The sequence below is a fragment of the Sphingobacterium sp. CZ-UAM genome (assembly GCF_002000245.1).
GTDB lineage: Bacteria > Bacteroidota > Bacteroidia > Sphingobacteriales > Sphingobacteriaceae > Sphingobacterium.
The window spans coordinates 2,034,815-2,053,377 of record NZ_MTCM01000001.1 but is presented as its reverse complement, the minus strand read 5'-3'; the positions used below and the strand labels follow the sequence as shown (position 1 = coordinate 2,053,377).

Here is an 18,563-nt window from a genome sequence, read left to right as displayed (position 1 = left end):
AAATCTTAAGAAAGACGTGATAGGTGTTTTTTTCTCAAATAACTTAGGTATTCGACCGTAATCCCAAGATAAGAGGCAATCATATATTGCGGAAACCGTTGTTCAATTGGAGGATAGTCCGAGATAAATTTGCGGTATTTGGTATACGCATCAGAGCGTACATTTTCGAAAGTACGTTCCTGTAAATTTACATAGGCATGCTGAATTTTCAATCGCCAAAACTCGGAGAGGGCAGGGACTTCCTTATACAATATTTCCAGATTGCGTTTGCTGATCTGTATGAGTGTGGTATCCTCATTTGCACGGATATATAGGCGAGATGGTAATTCACTCAGGTAGCTATATAGATCATTGATCCACCACTGTTCTATCCCGAGTTGCGTTATATGTTCTTTGCCATTCTCCTCCATATAATAGGCATATAGACTTCCTTTTACAATGAATCGCATATGTTTGGAAATCTGCCCCTCCTGAAGAACAAACTCTTTCCGTTTTACAACTTTTATTTCCAATTTTGGGAGAATGGACAGTATATCCGCTTCAGTGAGTGGCACAATCTCTTTGAAATGGTCGATCAATAGCGAACTGATAGCGTCTAAATTCATATCTCTTGATTAAAAACACCGACAGACTTTATTGCAAAAATATCGCATTTGTGGGTGTCTAAATAAGACGCAAATTTAAGCAAATTTAGTGTTGATCACGACTGTTTTAGGACTTTGAGCGCCATAATTTATCCAGCGCATATCTGCCACCACCTTGTAGGATGAGTGCGAGACAGATCCCCAGGACCAACAAATGGTATTCAAAACCCTCAGCACCAGCCGGCATTTTTCCAAACCAGTTCATAAAAAAACCATGTGCGGCGTGATCGACTACAATCATACCAATAAATAGAAAAAAAATAGCAATACTGGTGAGTCTGGTCAAAAAGCCCAATAGGATAAAAAATGTTCCCAGGCATTCAACTGCAATTGCGCTAATGGCTAAGAACATCGGTAGATTGACATGACTGGTCATGTAGTCAATCTCGCCCTGCAACCCGGGACCGTCAAACCAGCCAAATAGTTTTTGGGCTGCATGTGGAAATAGTACGAGCCCCAATGTTAACCGTAAAATAAAGGCTGTCCAGCTATTATCTGTTGACAGCATCCATTGTTTAATCTTTTTGTTCATCTTACTTTGGTTTATGATGAACAAATTTAATTCGAAATTAATGTTTTAACCTGTGCTATTTGATAAATAAAATCGGTGCGATTTATCACAGATTTAAATATTTTTATACTGTTGTCCCTTGAGTCTACTCAGCGATTCCCTTGTAATACCAAGAAAAGAGGCGATATGTTGTTGGGAGATGCGTTGTTCAAACCAGTGATAACATTTCATAAACTCAAGATACCTTTCCTCAGCTGTTTTCTGCTGAAATAGTATTCTTTTCTGAAGGGAAACAAATGCTTTTAGAAATATTTTTCGAAAATAGCTTTCTAAAGCTGGGATTTCAATAAACAGCTCTTCCAACTGGCTTTTTTCTATTAAGAATACTTCCGTATCTTCCAGTGCATCGATATTGTAAACCGAAGGCTGAGCTTGCAAGGTGCTATACCAATCTGAAATCCACCAGTTTTCAAAAGCAAATTGCACGGTATTCTCCCGACCGTTGGGACTAACCTCATATTGCCTCAGGGCGCCTTTGATCACAAAACATTCGCGTGTACAGATGTTGCCTTCTTGTAGTAAATATTGTCTGCGGCGTATTTTTTTGTAGGTCAATGCTGCGCAAAAGCGTTCTTTCTCTTCCTCCGATAAGATGCTGTGTTGACTGATATGATTGAGTATACTGTCGTAAACGATTGACATAAAAGGGGTATGGTTCGTATTTTCTCAAATATAATGAATAGCTACTGCATCCTAAATAGACTAAGATCTATTTTTTACATTCTACAAAGTGCAGCCCTTCCCTGGAATAATAAATGACGTTTTTAAAATGAGTGTGTGCGGATTGTAAATATTCGTGTTAATATCGCTTCATACGCTGTATATTTGGATATCTTTTACCGTTGGTTTAAGATAGAAATGAAAAGATAATTTTGAGCAATTTTCCATGAAGCTATTTAGGTCAACAAATACAAGTATTCTTTCTTTACTGTTTTTATCCACACTGTTATATTCCTGTCAATCTCAGGATCCAGCGGTTGTATTCTTGGACAAATTAGATCCCAGCTTTGATGTTTCAACCTTCTATGCGCCGAAAATAAAAAAAACGGAATCCATGTTAGCTGCTGATGTAAAAAAGATGGATAAGGAAGCGTTAAAAGAGGCTTTCGAGACAGCCATGTTTAAGAAAGATACAATGGCGATTTTTAATAGTGAAGGAAGTTTGCCTACACCCTTTTATCTGGAGTCTACTTCGGGTTGGGGAACCAAAAAGCTAAAACCGGAGAAATATTATGGCTACCGGTATACCACCGTGTCCTACAACGAAGAGAAAGATACTTTGGCCATGTTGAATGGCGTCGCTTTTCCCGCGTTAGCGATGGCGGAAAATAAGGATGGTAAATTTGCTTATTTATATGCGACTAAAACATCAAAAAACAAAACTGATTACCAGAGTCTTCAGGATTTTCTACAAAAAACATATACAGCCCTCAACATATCAGAGGAATCTGGTTCAGGGATAAAAGGCTGGGAAAGTCCGGATTTTTATTATTTCTTAACGAAGAAAGATCGGACGGAGGAGGAAATTTTCTCCTTTGGTGAATCCGAAGATGACAAGCCCACCACGACAGCTATTTCAGAAATACTTTTGGAAATCTTTAGTAAGGAATATATCCAGGACATGCGGAAGGAGCAGGTCTATCTGAGAGACTACATTCCCCTTGTCAAATAAGAAAAGATTAGTTTGAATGGCGGACATAGAACAGTTTTTGAAATTTGTTTATATTTACGTCTTTGTTTTTAGGAAATCAATCAAACTAATCTTACTCTTTTTATGCCCGATACAACAGTTTCTACCTCCGCTTATGCTGATACCAAGCCGCATTATAACGTGCTTGATGGTTTACGCGGTGTTGCAGCTATCACGGTAGTCTGTTTTCACATTTTCGAAGCCTTTGCAACCAGCCATCTGGATCAACGTATTAACCACGGTTACCTAGCCGTCGATTTTTTCTTTATGCTTTCTGGATTTGTCGTCGGTTATGCGTATGATGATCGTTGGGGAACGATGACGACAATGGATTTTATCAAACGCCGGATTATACGGCTACATCCCATGGTTGTTATGGGGGCGATTATTGGTGCTGCTATGTTTTATTTTCAGGGCTGTTCGATCTGGGATGTATCCAAGGTGACTGTTTCGGCTTTATTACTAGCGACGGTATTAAATGCACTGTTGATCCCCGCTCTCCCCGGACATGAAGTAAGGGGATTGGGTGAGATGTTTCCGCTGAATGGTCCGAGTTGGTCCTTGTTTTTTGAATACATCGGTAATATCCTTTATGTTTTGATCATCCGTAAATTTTCAACAAAAGCACTTGGTGGACTTGTTGTCGCTGCAGGCTGTGGATTAGCCATATTTGCGATATGGGGCCCTTTAGGCGATATCTGTGCAGGGTTTTCACTGACCGGAACAGAATTTACAGCGGGATCCCTACGTCTTTTATTCTCCTTTACAGCCGGACTATTTTTATCGCGCGTATTTAAGCCTTTTCGGATTAAAGGTGCATTTTGGATCTGTAGTATTATCCTTGTTTCACTTTTGGCGATTCCGCGTATCGGGGGAGCTGAGCATCTCTGGATGAATGGACTCTATGATACGCTGTGCTGCGTGCTGGTCTTTCCACTGTTAGTTGTTTTGGGGGCTTCCGGAAAAGGGGGCAGTTTTACAAACAAGCTGTCTAAATTCTTGGGAGATATCTCTTACCCTTTGTATATGGTGCACTATCCTTTTATCTATTTGTATTACGCTTGGGTAAAAAATGAAAACCTCAGCTTTGAGCAATCATTGCCTGGTGCCGCAGCGGTCGTCATTGGTAGTATTGTGCTCGCTTATGCTTGTTTAAAATTATACGATATCCCTGTGCGAAAATATCTGACCAAGCGATTTTTAAAATCAAAGGGAAATCATTCGAATTAAGCGCAGATTAGGCCAGTAGACAAGTCGTGTCAACTGGTCTATTTTCTTTTTAAACGATTATTTTTGAAATGCTCCAATCGCAATGCGATTCGCTTCTGATCTTGTCTTTCCGCTTAGATCCAATACGCCATTGATTGCTTGACTAATAAAATTTCCTTTGTCAAGGGCAGGAGATGAATCCCTTAATCCAAAATCTGCTTGTGTCGTTGATATAAAGCCTGGATCCTGTCCAAAGATCGCATGTGTATCGCCAATAAGGGTTGATTTCCAGGTTTGTTGATCCCGGATGACTTTCCCATTCCATATCCACTGATCTTCTCCAGTACTAAAGTATAAATTGTAGTCAATCGCATTGGATGCGCCCGTATTGGTATATTTATGAATAAACACGCTATTGGGCCTGGCAGCAATAATATTATTTTGGATGATGTTGTCTATACAGTTCTCAACAAGTCGTATTTCACCTTCAATTTCATCAAAATATCCTTTGTCGATATTGTTGTGAAATAGGGTATTATTAACAACATAGCAGTTCAGCGTACCACCACCGGTATAGTTTAGATAGCCACCCAGGCTTATCCCCGCGAGGGAGTTGTTATAGACCTCGTTATTTCTGACAATACAGTCACGTGTAGGAAAATTGTCGGTTTCACTGACCAGGCCGATTCCGCGTCCACAGCGATAGACACTGTTTCTTTCAACTATGATATCCCGGGCACCATCGATGTAAATTCCAATGGCCCCGTTATGCTGGGCAAATGCAGGGATAGGACCAGTTCTACCATCAATATCATAAACTTCGTTTTGGCTGATCAGTCCGTTACGTACATAATTCAGGTTTGCTGTAGCATTGGCGGCATATCCTCCGGCTGCAACAATGCCAATATTTTCGCCATTGTATACCTTGTTCCGTCTGATAATAAAGCCATCAACATATCCATTGATGGTGAGGTTTTCGGAGTAACCGGTATTGCAGTCATGGATCGTATTATCCTCCACAATAATATCCTGTAAGGCCTCGGTGGTATTGCCGATGAGTAGAATACCATGCCCACTTCGGCCATCCTGTGGGCTGGCATTGTTCTCGATATGATGAACCCTATTATTTCTTACGGTTATGTTTTTAGAACCTTGATCAATAATAATCCCATTTACATCATTGCCTTTGTCCTGTGTTTTAAAATTTCGGATTTCAAAACCGTCAAACTGAATAAATCGGGTATTTCTGATCGTTACCAATGCTTCTGTGCCCGAAATGGATAATCCTTCGCCATCGATGGCCACAGCTTCATTGGGATAGGGCTTTATCGTAATGAGCTTCGCTGAACTTCCCGATTTTGAAATCAATAGTTTCTCATGGTAGGCACCTTCACGCACAAAAATGGTGTCACCCGCTGATATTGCATCTAAAGCGCGTGAGATAGTACGAAAAGGTTTGCTCTCGGTACCCTTGTTCTGGTCATTACCTGTGAGCGAAACGTACCTGCTTTTTTGAATGGCTGAGTCGGTCTGAATAGGTTCGGGATGATCAGCATGACTGCATGCCGCGCACAATAGCACCCCCTGCAATAGTGCGTAGCTCAACGAAAATAGATGCTTAAAAATCATATTAAATCATTTGAAATTTGAAGAAGCTGTCGAAGGCGTAAAAGCGAAGCTTCTGAGGATGCATGAATTGAAAAGATGTTGTTGGGGACACAAACAAAAATCAAGAAAAGAGGGTGTCCGATCGTACTATTTCGGACACCCGCTAGGTTATTCTGATATAATCTTCCGGACACTATTATTTTTCTTGTCGATCACATAGACTGTACCATTTTTATCTACAGCCACGCCTTCAGGCACATTAAATGAAGCGGCTTCGCCGACAGCATTTGTAAAACCTGCGATGTTAGATCCTGCAAATGTGCTTACCTGGAATGTTTTGCCATCCACGAAACGAACGCTCTGATCGGGGGAACCGCTATCGCCGCCGGCAGTACCATTTCCGGCAACATACACATTGTTTTGGCCGTCAGCCGCAATACCCCAAGGGAGTGCAAATTCAGCCGCCGTACTAACACCATTTTTATAACCATATTTACCGGAACCGACAATAATGGTCGGCTTCCAGGTTTTGGGGTCATATTTTCTGATTTGGTTGTCGCCATGTAGACAGATGTATAAGCTGCCATCCGGACCGCAGGCCATACCTGCTGGAAAATTCAATCCATCAATGACGGTCGTTACTGCTGTACCATCTGTATTTAACTGATAAATAGGAGCAGGGGAGGTCACAGAATTATAATATAGCTTTTTTGACACTCGGTCATAAGCAATAAACCAAGGCTCTCTTGCTGCCCAAGCCACAAGTTTTGCCGTCCCATCGGGTGTGATCTTGCGGATATCCCAGTTTCCCGGATCAACAGCGTATAAGTTGCCCTGTTCATCGATGGTCAATCCATAAGGGAGGCTGAAACGTGCTTCACCGCCTTTTCCGTCCGCGAACCCAGCATTATTTGGGGATCCGGCTAAAGTACTGACGTTTCCGGCAGGATCGATTTTACGGATACAGTGGTTACCGGGGTCAGTGACATAGACATTTAACGCGTCATCTACAGCAATACCGCCATTGCGGTACCAGGATTCGCCTCCAAAATTAAACTTCGCATCTGCACCTTTTCCGTTGGCAAACCCCGCGGCCCCGTTGCCCGCCAAGGTACTGACCGTTCTTTTGTAGATATAGCTGTAGCTATCTTTGGATGTCCCTGTTTTGCCAGCGATAGACACTTCAATAGGGCCGCTACCAGCCCGTTTGGGTATGATAGCCATGATCTGTGTCCCGTTTGCGCCAATGACTTTTAACGGTATACCATTGAGTTTAACGGAAATCGCAGCGGTATCTGTTGTAAAGTTCTCCCCATTGATTAGGACTTCTGTTCCATAGACTCCCTGCTTTGGAAGGAAATCCGTGACAACAATGGCCGCATTGGGATCATGAGCTATGCCCATATGATCTTTCTTACATGAAAACATTCCCGCCAATAGCAGAAAGGAGAGCAGGGGGAAGAATAAAATCCTTTTATATATTAATTTCATCTGTCAATAATTTTTTTCCATCCGCCAGATGGACTTACCCTGTTTGAAATTTTCATTTTCAGCTGTAACATAAATGAAATTTCAACTAAGGGTGGTTTATAAATAGTAAAAATCAAACCCTAATTACCAGCCTGGGTTTTGAACAAGGGCTGTATTCTTGTCCAGATCATCTTGGAAAATCGGAAATAGATACATTTTGTCATCCCAGAATCTGTTTTGCAATAAATTTCTTTTATAGAAATCCTGATAGAAAAATCCTTGATTGTTATCGTTTGAAGTTATATTCATCCGGTATATCGCTCGGGAGGCTGGGTTTCCCATCATCAGTCGACGAATGAGGGTGAAATAGCGGTCACCTTCAAAAGCGAGTTCAATTTGTCGCTCGCGAAGAATCCATTTACGCTGTTCATCTTTATTACCCACCACCTGCGGATATACCGTTTCCAGTTTAGGTAAACCAGCCCGTTGACGAATGAGGTTCAGATAGATCAGAATATCAGGATGGCCCGGATTAACTTCATTGAGCGATTCGGCATAATTTAAATAGATTTCAGCCAGACGGATATGAATATACGGACGGTATACAGCGCGATCTTGGCGAATATTACTGGCCGGGCTGACATTTTTTTGTGCAAGATATCCTGTTTTATCGGCGCTATTTGAATTTTGGACCAGCCCAGCTTTTCCTGAATAATAAAACTCGGCTCTTCCGCGTCCATCCTTGTTGCCATCTGATGAAAAGAAGTTGCGGTCATCGGCTGTCGGTGCAGGTAAGATAGGTTTACCATTATAGAGGATATTGACGTAAAACCGCGCTTCCCGGTTTACATACATATTTGAATTGCCAGCGATGTAACCTCTATTGACACCATCGCGGCTCTTGCCCCAGTCGGCTGGATCATCCGTTGCGACGAAACCATCCTCCCGATAACCAGAGCTGGGATCGTCAATAGTCTTACCATTACGCATCAGGTGGGCATCTACCACATTTTGTGTGGCATTCATCATCGCAATCCCACCGGGTTCAGGTGCACTTCGTTTCTCATGTCCCCAATGCCAGGTGTCCGCTTTGTGCGTGGAAAAAATAATCTCACTATTCCAGTTTGTTAAAAAGAGGTTACGGAATGACAGGTAAGGATCGAATTTTGAATCTCCTTCATCCAGATTGGTAAAGAGCTTATAGGCATTTAAGTCAATAACAGCTTTTGCAGCATCAGCAGCCAATTGCCATTTATTGGCATCGTTCTGCAACGGGGCCAGTGCCTTTCCATCCTTATTTTTGAAATTTGCAAAACGCGGATTTCCATTCCATAAGGGACTTGCTGCCCAGAGCGCCACCTGTGATTTTATGGCCAAACAGGTTCCTTTGCTTGGTCGACCATAATTGGAGGAAGCAGACCATACCACAGGAAGATCTGCTGCGGCAAGATCCATCATGCTATTGATGTAATCGACGCATTCCTGAAAAGAATTACGGGGATACTTATTGAAATCTTCGTTCAAACCCAGTGTCCCTTTCAACAGTACCGCTGGGCCATACTGTCGTAGTAATTTCCAATAGAACCAGCCCCGCAGAAATCGTGCTTCGGCTTTGTATTGTACTTTTAGTTCTGTGCTCAATGCGCCTTCAGGAACTTTGTCGATGTTTTCCTCAAAAACAAATGACTGCCGAATAGCGGCGTAGGCGTTATTCCAATAATGCTGCCAATAGCTGCTTTGTGGATTCCAGTTCCCGACAGCCATTTGCCGGACGTTCACAACGGGTATATTACAGGAGGTTTCATCGCTGGCTCCCAGGGTCGTGAAATCGTCTACCGGTGTTTCGATATAACTATAGATCTGGTTTAAGTAAGATTCTGCATTGGCCCGGGTCTCCCAGACCATGTCTGAGGTGAGGAGGTTATCCGGTTTCTTGTCCAAATAATTGCAGCTTTGCATATTTTGGCATAAGGCCAGTGCCAGTAGGCCCGATACGATATATTTTGGTTTTATCTGTTTCATGGTTGTGGTATAGATTTAGATTAAAACTGAGCCCGAACGCCAAAGGTGATCATGCGATTTAACGGATATTTAGCACCGTTGCTCCCCAGTTCGGGATCCCAGATTTTGAATTTGCTAAACGTCAAGAGGTTTTGGCCCGATGAATACACATAAAGCGAAGTGAAACCAAGTTTGTCCAATCCTTTCGCTTTGATATTATAACCAACAGAGGCCTGTTTCATACGTATATAAGCTCCATCTTTTAACCAGTGTGTACTGTTGATATAATTGTTGTCGCTGCCGCTGGCCATAGTTAGGCGTGGATAGTAAGCATCCTGGCGTGGATTGTCTACGGTCCAACGGTCTTCAACAATGGACATTGTATTGTTTGGATAGATTCCTAATCCCGAAAAAGGGAGTACGCCGACCCCATTGACGCCCATACCTTTCCCCGGAATTTCACTGCCATTGGCCATGATACCCACATCAGCGACCCCTTGAAAAAATAGGGAAAGGTCAAAGTTTTTATACGAAGCTGAAAAACCGGCACCGTATAGCCAGGAAGGAAACCAGGATTTCCCAAGGTAGGTTCGGTCATATGCATCAATGATATTATCGTCTTCAGCATTTAAGTTTTTGTAACGGATATCTCCCGGAGATACGGGGTTAAATTTTTGCTGAGGAGCAGACTCGACCTCTTCTTTGCTCGTAAAGTAGCCCAGGGCAATATGCCCCTGATATTCGCCATAGCGTGTTCCGGTCATTGATTGATAGCCATAACGTCTGACAGGCTCATCGGCAAAGACAATTTTATTACGGCTATAGGTGACGTTACCAAAAAGGCGGAGCCCGACATCCCCAAAGTTATCGTTGTATTCGATACTGGCATCCATACCTTTATTGTCCATCTCACCTTTATTTGCATAAACAAGAAGATTACTGTAACCGGCAATAGAAGAAAGGGATTTTCGTTCAATCAAAATATTCTTACGGCGTTCGGCAAAACCGTCAAAGATCAGGTTGAGCTTGTCCCATAATCCAATTTCAAGACCGATCCCGGTTTTGTAGGATTTTTCCCAGGTCAGATTCTCGACACCCAATATTCTCTCCGTTTTTCCACTGGCCCAAGTCCCATTAAGACCAAAACCCGTAGAGCCGCCATCACCGATCTGCGTTAAGTATGGAAAGCGATTTTGAGCATTACCGATGTTATCGTTACCGACAATACCATAGGATCCCCTGATTTTTAATAAGCTGAGTGTCTTTTTCAACGGCTCAAAAAAATCTTCATTGGAAATCACCCAACCAACAGAAGCCGAAGGAAATAGACCAAATTTCTGCCCCTTCTCGAAATTTTCAGATCCTGTATAACCCGCGTTAACTTCGACAAGATATTTATCGCGGAATCCGTAGTTGATCCTTCCGGCCAGACTTTGGTTTCGGTAGGGGATAGAGCCAATAACACTGCCTGAAAGACTGACCAGACGGTTACGCATATTATAGAGAAACATCCCGCCGATTTTGTGGTCATTGAAAGTACGCTCGTAGTTTAAATTACCTTCCAAGTACATGACGCGTTGACCAAAAGATTCTTGACTATAGTCCAAAAATTGTTGACCAACTCTGCTTTGATTAAAAATGAGTTCCCCCTCGGGTGTTCTTCCTGTCGCCTGCCATAAATCATTTCTCCCTGAGCGTCGGTTGTTGAATTCACCATAACTGTCAAAAGAGAACCGGGCATAGGCGGATAATCCTTCCGTAATCGCATCTAATTTTTGATTAATGGTCAATACCGATTGCACAATGGGTTTGAATTCGCTGGAGTAACCATTGTTTTGAACTTCATTTAATGGATTGGCGCCGCCACCGCTAAGTGGTCCGGCCCATTTACCGTCCGGATATTGAATTGGGTAGGCGACGGGTGTAGTCGCATACGCCAGATACCACAGATCTCCGGCAGCAATACCGGGGTAGCGGGAGTTGACCAGCATACCCGTTAAGTTGAGCTGAACGGAGGTGGTTTTTGATAAATTGACATCCACATTACTCCGGAAATCATAACGCTTGAAATCGAGATTCGGATTGTAATTGTTTAAATTACAGACTTTATAAGGACCGGTTTGATTATAATACGATCCTGAAATATAGTATTTCACCGATTCGCCACCACCGGTAATGTTGATGTTGGCATTGGTGAGCATGGAATTCTTCTTATATACTTCATCAATCCAGTTCACATTGGGATACATATAGCGATCCAGTCCACTGGCTGTTTTTTGGATCAATTCGTCTGTATAGACGGGATTAAGTCCCATATTTCTTCGCGCTTCATTCTGCAGTTCCATATATTTTATTCCATCCAGCATTTGTGGGGTTTTCGTAAAACTGGAAAAGCCCGTTTCTGCCTTAAAGGAAATCTTTGGTTTGCCAGCGACACCTCTTTTGGTCGTAATAATCAAAACACCATTGGCACCTTTGGCACCATACATTGCCGTGGATGAAGCATCTTTCAATAGGGAAATACTGGAAATATCTTCGGGATCAATATTATTGAAAGAACCACCAAAACCACCATTGACATCATCACGCTGTACACCATCGATGATAATTAGCGGAGAGGAATTACCCGTATACGTTCCGATTCCCCGGATTGTAAAAGTTGAATTGTCATAACCGGGTTCGCCACTTGATTGCACGGAGATAATACCAGCAACTTTACCGGCCAAAGCATTCGATAAATTGGGAACCGGTGTGCGCATATCGGCCATATTTACTGAACTCACCGCACCTGTAACGTTAATTTTCTTTTGTGTACCATAACCGACGACAACAACATCATCGAGGTTGTTATTCGCAAGTGCAAGGGTCACATTTAAATACCCCTTGTTGTCTGCTTGTCGTTCAATGCTCTCATAACCTACGTAGGTAAATGTCAAGATCACTTGTCCAGAGCCTGAGGGAGGAGCAATGGTAAAATTACCCTGGCCATCGGATGTGGTCGTGATCTGGGTATTTTTTATTCGTATCGTTACACCGGCAAGTGGTTTTCCCTGTTGATCTTTAATCGAACCATTAATGGCCTTTTGATTTACGGTCATTTCACTGGTTCGGGCTGCAGCTTTGGTCTCTTTTGGCCGTATGATTAAGGTCTTTTTGATGACCTCGAATTCAAGCGCCTGATTTCGGAAGAGGGTCGTTAAAGCTTCATTCAACGTGGCATTCTCGAGGTTAAGCGTGACAGGGCTAGCTTTCTTGATCAGCTTTGAATCGTAAAGCAGGTCAAGCTGAGCCTGTTTGCTGATTTCCGCGAGAATAAGGTCGACCTTACTATTTTTAAAATGTAGGTTCATTTTTTGGCTATAAACCGGAGTTTTAGCCTGAACAGCGCCAAAAAATGCGAGCAGTAGATAGAACTTCATAATCAATAGGGTCTTAATTAAGAACATATGCTGTTCTTTTCCCGGTATTATTTTCATAATTTTGTTTAGAATTAAAAGGTTAATTAATTTTTGACAGAAAATTTTTAAACTCTATTCGTAGCCAGGATGTGACAGCATCCTGGCTTAAGTTTTCGATTTATCTTTTGCTGACGTAGATCCTCCTTTCCACAATTTTAAATTTGATTGATTTTGTTAGTTCGAGAAGCGATAAGATTTCTTCAATACGTTCTCTCCGGGAAACTTTCATTTTGAGGTTTACATCATCCCAATCTTTTCCCTCGAAGATCACTTCGGCGTCATACCATTGCGCCACATCCGCCATAATGGTTTTGATATTTTCATCTTTGTAGATAAAATAATTGTTCTTCCAGGCGATTTCGGATTCTGGATCAAATTGATCGATCTGAACATCTGTAGCAGATATCTTTGCCCGCTCACCAGGTTTGAGCATCGTCTGGCCTGCTTTTGATGTTAAACTTACTGATCCCTGAAGCAGGGCGACTTTTGCAATATTATGCTTGTCCCGATCGGATACATTAAACTTCGTGCCCAGCACCCGTATTCCAAATCCATTGCCCTCCACAATAAATGGTTTGTGTTTCGATTCGGCAACTTCGAAATAAGCTTCTCCATTGACTTGAACGAGACGACGGTCCGCAGCAAAATGCTCCGGGAAAATCAGGCTACTCTCGGCATTGAGCCATACTTTGGTACCATCTTCTAAATTGATCTGATATTTACCGCCTTTCGGGGTTGCTAAGGTGACGAGTTGAGGTTGCATGTTTTTTTCCGTGGTCTTCGCCTGATAACTGATACTACCTTCCTGGTCAATTTTAAACAATAGCTTTCCAAAAGGAACAGTGTCTCCAACCTGCTGTTGCTGCAGATCCAAGCTGCTGCCGTCTGAATTTTTCAAAGAGGCTTTTTCTGCACCCGGATTTAGGTAGGCCCGCTGATTTGTAACTCGTAAGTCGGCATTCCGACCTTTAAAGAAATAATATCCGGCGATGCTGGAAACAGCCAATAAAAATGAGGCGGCATAGGGGAGGTAGCGACGGAAAGTGCTTATTTTTTTTGAATTGCCTGCTTCTGCCTGAATAAGTTGTTCTACGTTGTACTTAATCTGTGTTTCTATATTTTCTGCAGGGCCGAATTTATCTTCGTCCCAAGTCGCATCATGATATGCATCTAAGAGCCTGTCGTCGACTTCACGCAATTCATCTTCGGAGGATTGCTTACGCAAAATTTTCTTGATTAAGTCTATAATTTCAGGTTTTTTCATGAAATCTATAATTGATTCGTTCTTATAGAGTTCATTTTTTCAATTAACCCCCAAAAGGAATTACACTTTTTTTAAAAAAGAAAATATAAAAGAATCTTTTATTAGACTGTTTTTGTTGTAAGGTGTTGTATTTCAGTTTCTTGTTAGAAAAAGAAAATCTGAAAAAAGATGTGCATATTCTGCATACCTTGTTTTAATCGTTTCAACGCAATAGAAATTTGGTTTTCTACTGTTTTTACGGAAATATTCAGCTTCTCCGCAATCTCCTTATGGCTGAGCTGCTCCATTCTGCTGAGGTAAAAGATCTCCTTACATTTGTCGGGAAGCTGGTTGATCATCTGATCCAGGTAATCCAGCAGTTCGCTGTACTCCAATTTTAGTAATGGATTGAAGGAATCAACATAGTTCTCATCTAAATCTTTCAATTCGACATAATCCATTTTCTTTTTGACATTTCGGAATACTTCGTAACGAATGCAGCCAAATAGATAGGTTTTGATGGAATATTTAAGATTGATTTTCTCCCTGTTGCGCCATATATTGATAAATACGTTTTGGACAAGTTCCTGACATACTTCAGGATCCTGCATCGTGACAGATGCTGTTTTGAAAAGGGGTTGCCAGAAGCGATGCATTAGGTGGCGCAGCGCCCGCTCTTCACCTTGACAAACTGATTCAAAAATTTGCTGATCCGAACAGGCGGAGAAATTCATAGTTTAATTCTGTTTATAATAGGTATCCCACAAAAACCTACTCAAAGTAAGTATAAAATAACAATAAAACAAAATCTAATCCCCTAGTGCGATAGTCTGCAAGTGGCAACGAAGTTGTCAGCTGACATAAACTGAGGACGCAGGAAAAAACGGAGAACAGGTTTCTTGATCATGTTTGACGGTTGAGGCTCGGCCGATCGAGGGGACTGCTGCTGACCAAGTTATTACCAACTTCGCCCTGTAAGCAGTGTGAATGCACAGTGAGTCCACGTTGAATCCACCTTTTAAACCGCTTTCACTGTGCCTACATGTTTTTTAGAAATCGGGAGGGGGGCGAACTTGGGACGAACTTGTCCATAAGCTATTTACAACAAAGTCCCTTGAAAATTGCAAACTACTGTATAACTCCCTATTAGCGAGTTGGTAAATAGTCTTTTAAAAAATATCTTTAATCTGTTTTGATCTAGAATTAGGTTTCAAATTTTTTTTGCTTTAATATAATAACGGAGCTCCTTTATCGAAATTTTAACAGCCTAATTCCCGTTTGCAAAACGCTGTTAGATTTAGCTCAACAAATGCGTCTATTTTTTCATTTAAAACTTAATATAGTCATAATGCTAAGTTGATATTAGATGGCTAAGTTGTTGTGCCTTAGTGGTCAAAAGAGTGCTTAGCCTGAATATCATGAAACGAGCCTATTACATACTGAATTTGATTATTTTCATTTTTGTCGCTCAATTTTTGGGTTGCAAGAAAGATCCGCCAAGCTATCCTGTGGGTTCCAATGCTTATGTCAACAGCTGGATATTGGACAGCCTGCGCCGCTATTATCTGTGGAATGAATCTCTCCCCCTAAAAGTCAATCTGGACCAGGAACCACAACTGTTTTTCAGGACTTTGTTGCATGCGGATGACCGCTTTTCTTATATCGTGAATCCTGTTGATCCCAGCAGCTTTCCAAAATCTAACCGGAGCCAATTTGGATTTGATTATAGCACGGTGAGCAGTGCGGATGGTAAGCTCGTCTTTGCCGTCATCAAATACGTCTACAACGATTCACCGGCTTCCCGAAATGGATTGAAGCGGGGGGATTACATCAGTAAGATCAATGGGCAGCAATTGACTACTGCAAATGCTGTTGACCTTCAAAAACAATTTTTGACAGCTGAAAAGGGGCGACTAACTTTAGCCGCTTTGGAGAATAATTATCTGAAGGATATTCGAACTGTGGATTTAAACAGGGGGATGTTGCTGGAACAACCCATAGTACGGGAGATTTTTCGTTTGGAGGCCAAGACGATCGGTTACCTCTATATCAACGATTTTAACCGCGGTATAGCACAGTCTGCTATGTCGGATTTTACCGTTTTTAAAAATGAAAACATCGATGCTCTTGTGCTGGATCTCCGCTATAATCCCGGTGGTCAGGTTGCTGAGGCGGCAGGTATTGCCGGTTTGATTAGCGGAATACCCTATGATACTCCTTTTATCACCTATACAGGTAATAAAAATGGTGGAAGGAAGACAGAAAGTGTCGGTCATAGTGCTTCCAGTGATGGTACATTACAATACAACCAGATCTTAGAAGCCGGTCTGAAATTAAAAGAGCTTTACATTTTAACGAGTGCAACGACGGCATCAGCTGCTGAGATATTGATCAATAACCTCAAGCCTTATGTGCATGTCATCACGATAGGAGAGAAGACCAGAGGAAAAGATGAGGCTTCATTTGTAATTAAGGATATGCAGCCCACAAAAACGATCTCTTGGGAAATGCATCCGATTATTTACAAGCTGTCCAATGCGCTGGGAGCTGGAGATTATGCCGATGGAATAGTGCCACAATATCCTATCAGCGAACTTGAAACCCTGCCGTTAAAAGCGCTACCTTCCCTTGATGATCCCTTGATCCAGCACGCTATCGCCCGTATTGGAGGAAGCAAGAGCCTGGACAAACGAGGAGTAAACAAACAGCCTTCGGTAATTTCACTGCGGATACTGACAGATAGTAAGCGAGAGCAAACCGATCAAGAGATCTTACAAATAAGCAATTAACAGCTTATGTATTAACAACTATATAATACATACTTAAACTATTGTTAACTGTGGGTTAATAGGTGCTGTTTAGCTTTGGATCATTACCATCAATATACTTGTTATGAAAAGGAAAGCAATTGAAACAAACGAACAGTTATTGAACAAATTACGTCAGGGAGATACGGCCGCATTTCAGGAACTGTATTTTCGTATGCGTAGTAAGGTAATTGGCTTTTCTTATAAGTTTTTACGTTCTCAAGAGGAGGCGAAAGAACTGACACAGGAGGTATTTGTCAAGCTTTGGGAAAATCGTGAAAAAATAGATGCCTGTAAAAATATTGAGAGCCTTTTATTTGTCATGGTACGGCACCGTATGCTCGATACCTGGAAAAGAAAGTTGCGCTACGATAATTTTCTTGAAACGCAAAGCAGAGTCGAGCAGCATCAGGATTCCACCGCACAATATATCGACTATCAGGAATGCTATGCGGTATTAACACGTTCGATTGAGTCCCTCCCCCAACAGGCACAGAAGGTGTATCGACTGAGCCGGGAAGAAGGATTGAGTCATCAGGAAATCGCGGATCAATTACAGATTTCGACCAATACGGTGAGCAATCACATCAAAAAATCCATGCGCCAGATTCGTGCCTACTATCATCATAGCTATCCCGAAGCGTTTGGCTGTATCATGTGCTTGGTTTTGGCCTTGACCTAAGTGCCAATTTTTCTTAGAATCAATTATTTATTTTTTTTTTCTTTCGAGTAGCCGTTCTTTCCTTGCCAGTCTTTCTATAGATAAATAAGCAAAAAGAAGTGCAAGACAAAGAATATATCAAAAGCATCATGGAACGTTTCCGACAAGGCCTGGCAAGCCCAACGGAGAAAAAGATCCTGTTGCACTATTTGGAGACAGATCAGGAAGAAGAGCATATGGAGCTCTTTGCAGAGATGATGGCTGATCTGTGGAAAGACGAACCTGTCTATCGGGAGGAGACGGCCGAGACGAGGGCCGAGTTTGCTGAGATCTTGCAAGAATTCCCAAAAGATAAGAAAGGAAAGTCAGCTAAGATAGTACCGTATTGGTATTACGCGGCGGCGGTAGTATTAGTTTTTTCAGTTGTATCGAGCTGGTTTTATTTTCAGAAACCTGAAAAAGCTATGCAAACCACAAGCATAACATGGTCGAGTAAAACGACTTCTGATGGACAAAAAGTCAAGATTAGATTAAGTGACAGTAGTATTATTTATCTGGCTGGGGGAAGTACTTTACGCTGGCCCAACCAATTTTTGAAAGGACAGAAAAGAGAAGTTATATTGACCGGAGAAGCTTTTTTTGAGGTTAAAAGAGATACTAGCAGTCCATTTATTGTACATACCGGACAAGTGAGCACACAGGTGTTGGGTACCTCCTTTAATATTTATGCTTATCCAAAAGATAAAAATCAGATGATCTCAGTGCGCAGTGGAAAGGTGCGTGTGAGCAGTAATGGGGGAAACCAATTAAAAAAACTGGCAGATCTGACCGCAGGAATGCATCTGATCTATGAGCAGCAGACGAGGGATTTCGTTGTCGAAAAAGGTCAGGATCCCGTATCATTTAATAGTTGGATAGAAAACCGTCTGAGCTTTCGAAATGCCAACCTTGGAGAAATAACAAAGAAATTAAGCCGGTATTACAACATTCATTTTGATATCAAGGGCTCGTGCAAATTTGATAATTATCGTATTAACGCCAGTTTTGACAACCAGCCCATCGGGAAGATTATGGAGCAGTTAGCAATGATGAGCGGAGGTAAGCTTAGCTATCGGATCAATGACCAAAATTCAATCACCTTATGGAGGAAGGAATGCCCATGATATAATCGCAACATAAAGAGCGAATAACGCTATTACAA

General features: G+C 41.8%; 14 protein-coding genes. 5 read left to right on the top strand and 9 right to left on the bottom strand.

Going from position 1 to position 18,563, the window contains the following annotated elements:
* Positions 1-5: 5 nt before the first annotated feature.
* The 3 genes from BWD42_RS08690 to BWD42_RS08680 form a co-directional block, all read right to left on the bottom strand.
* Positions 6-605, bottom strand: a complete 600-nt coding sequence (locus tag BWD42_RS08690; RefSeq protein ID WP_077435051.1) for a Crp/Fnr family transcriptional regulator — start codon at positions 603-605, stop codon at positions 6-8.
* A 106-nt stretch (positions 606-711) separates the two neighbouring features.
* The gene (locus BWD42_RS08685; RefSeq protein WP_077435049.1) at positions 712-1,176 is read right to left on the bottom strand and encodes a DoxX family protein; all 465 of its coding nucleotides are present in this window, start codon (positions 1,174-1,176) and stop codon (positions 712-714) included.
* Between the two features lie 93 nt (positions 1,177-1,269).
* Complete coding sequence (locus tag BWD42_RS08680) at positions 1,270-1,857, bottom strand: Crp/Fnr family transcriptional regulator (protein WP_077435047.1); 588 nt, start codon at positions 1,855-1,857, stop codon at positions 1,270-1,272.
* Positions 1,858-2,101: 244 nt separating this feature from the next.
* On the opposite strand from BWD42_RS08680, the gene BWD42_RS08675 reads away from it, so the two are divergent.
* Positions 2,102-2,887 carry a hypothetical protein gene (locus BWD42_RS08675; protein WP_077435045.1) on the top strand — a complete coding sequence of 262 codons (786 nt, stop codon included), beginning with the start codon at positions 2,102-2,104 and terminating at the stop codon, positions 2,885-2,887.
* A gap of 102 nt (positions 2,888-2,989) precedes the next feature.
* Positions 2,990-4,135 (top strand): acyltransferase family protein, encoded by a 1,146-nt coding sequence (locus tag BWD42_RS08670; protein WP_077435043.1) that lies wholly within the window; start codon positions 2,990-2,992, stop codon positions 4,133-4,135.
* Between the two features lie 57 nt (positions 4,136-4,192).
* Here BWD42_RS08670 and BWD42_RS08665 read toward each other — a convergent pair whose 3' ends face one another.
* The 6 genes from BWD42_RS08665 to BWD42_RS08640 all read right to left on the bottom strand — a co-directional run bounded on the left by BWD42_RS08665 (position 4,193) and on the right by BWD42_RS08640 (position 14,628).
* Complete coding sequence (locus BWD42_RS08665) at positions 4,193-5,743, bottom strand: DUF1565 domain-containing protein (protein ID WP_077435041.1); 1,551 nt, start codon at positions 5,741-5,743, stop codon at positions 4,193-4,195.
* 147 nt (positions 5,744-5,890) lie between these two features.
* A complete protein-coding gene (locus tag BWD42_RS08660; RefSeq protein ID WP_077435039.1) occupies positions 5,891-7,213 on the bottom strand; it encodes an IPT/TIG domain-containing protein in 1,323 nt (440 codons plus the stop codon).
* Positions 7,214-7,336: 123 nt separating this feature from the next.
* A complete protein-coding gene (locus BWD42_RS08655) occupies positions 7,337-9,214 on the bottom strand; it encodes a RagB/SusD family nutrient uptake outer membrane protein (RefSeq protein WP_077435037.1) in 1,878 nt (625 codons plus the stop codon).
* 20 nt (positions 9,215-9,234) lie between these two features.
* On the bottom strand, positions 9,235-12,669 hold the full coding sequence (locus BWD42_RS08650) for a TonB-dependent receptor (RefSeq protein WP_139351072.1): 3,435 nt from the start codon (positions 12,667-12,669) through the stop codon (positions 9,235-9,237).
* Positions 12,670-12,769: 100 nt separating this feature from the next.
* Complete coding sequence (locus BWD42_RS08645) at positions 12,770-13,915, bottom strand: FecR family protein (RefSeq protein ID WP_077435035.1); 1,146 nt, start codon at positions 13,913-13,915, stop codon at positions 12,770-12,772.
* A 143-nt stretch (positions 13,916-14,058) separates the two neighbouring features.
* Positions 14,059-14,628 (bottom strand): RNA polymerase sigma factor, encoded by a 570-nt coding sequence (locus BWD42_RS08640; protein ID WP_077435033.1) that lies wholly within the window; start codon positions 14,626-14,628, stop codon positions 14,059-14,061.
* A gap of 684 nt (positions 14,629-15,312) precedes the next feature.
* Between BWD42_RS08640 and BWD42_RS08635 the strand changes: the two genes are divergently transcribed.
* From BWD42_RS08635 to BWD42_RS08625, 3 genes are all read left to right on the top strand, one after another.
* Positions 15,313-16,683, top strand: coding sequence for a S41 family peptidase (locus tag BWD42_RS08635; RefSeq protein WP_077435031.1), 1,371 nt, complete (start codon positions 15,313-15,315; stop codon positions 16,681-16,683).
* A gap of 103 nt (positions 16,684-16,786) precedes the next feature.
* Positions 16,787-17,383, top strand: a complete 597-nt coding sequence (locus BWD42_RS08630) for an RNA polymerase sigma-70 factor (protein WP_077435029.1) — start codon at positions 16,787-16,789, stop codon at positions 17,381-17,383.
* Positions 17,384-17,511: 128 nt separating this feature from the next.
* The gene (locus BWD42_RS08625) at positions 17,512-18,525 is read left to right on the top strand and encodes a FecR family protein (RefSeq protein ID WP_139351071.1); all 1,014 of its coding nucleotides are present in this window, start codon (positions 17,512-17,514) and stop codon (positions 18,523-18,525) included.
* Positions 18,526-18,563: the final 38 nt, after the last annotated feature.

Excerpts from the sequence above, each read along its gene's own strand:
- BWD42_RS08690 (WP_077435051.1), bottom strand. The coding sequence starts at position 605 with ATGAATTTAGACGCTATCAGTTCGCTATTGATCGACCATTTCAAAGAG.
- BWD42_RS08685 (WP_077435049.1), bottom strand. The coding sequence starts at position 1,176 with ATGAACAAAAAGATTAAACAATGGATGCTGTCAACAGATAATAGCTGG.
- BWD42_RS08680 (WP_077435047.1), bottom strand. The coding sequence starts at position 1,857 with ATGTCAATCGTTTACGACAGTATACTCAATCATATCAGTCAACACAGC.
- BWD42_RS08675 (WP_077435045.1), top strand. The coding sequence starts at position 2,102 with ATGAAGCTATTTAGGTCAACAAATACAAGTATTCTTTCTTTACTGTTT.
- BWD42_RS08670 (WP_077435043.1), top strand. The coding sequence starts at position 2,990 with ATGCCCGATACAACAGTTTCTACCTCCGCTTATGCTGATACCAAGCCG.
- BWD42_RS08665 (WP_077435041.1), bottom strand. The coding sequence starts at position 5,743 with ATGATTTTTAAGCATCTATTTTCGTTGAGCTACGCACTATTGCAGGGG.
- BWD42_RS08660 (WP_077435039.1), bottom strand. The coding sequence starts at position 7,213 with ATGAAATTAATATATAAAAGGATTTTATTCTTCCCCCTGCTCTCCTTT.
- BWD42_RS08655 (WP_077435037.1), bottom strand. The coding sequence starts at position 9,214 with ATGAAACAGATAAAACCAAAATATATCGTATCGGGCCTACTGGCACTG.
- BWD42_RS08650 (WP_139351072.1), bottom strand. The coding sequence starts at position 12,669 with ATGAAAATAATACCGGGAAAAGAACAGCATATGTTCTTAATTAAGACC.
- BWD42_RS08645 (WP_077435035.1), bottom strand. The coding sequence starts at position 13,915 with ATGAAAAAACCTGAAATTATAGACTTAATCAAGAAAATTTTGCGTAAG.
- BWD42_RS08640 (WP_077435033.1), bottom strand. The coding sequence starts at position 14,628 with ATGAATTTCTCCGCCTGTTCGGATCAGCAAATTTTTGAATCAGTTTGT.
- BWD42_RS08635 (WP_077435031.1), top strand. The coding sequence starts at position 15,313 with ATGAAACGAGCCTATTACATACTGAATTTGATTATTTTCATTTTTGTC.
- BWD42_RS08630 (WP_077435029.1), top strand. The coding sequence starts at position 16,787 with ATGAAAAGGAAAGCAATTGAAACAAACGAACAGTTATTGAACAAATTA.
- BWD42_RS08625 (WP_139351071.1), top strand. The coding sequence starts at position 17,512 with ATGGAACGTTTCCGACAAGGCCTGGCAAGCCCAACGGAGAAAAAGATC.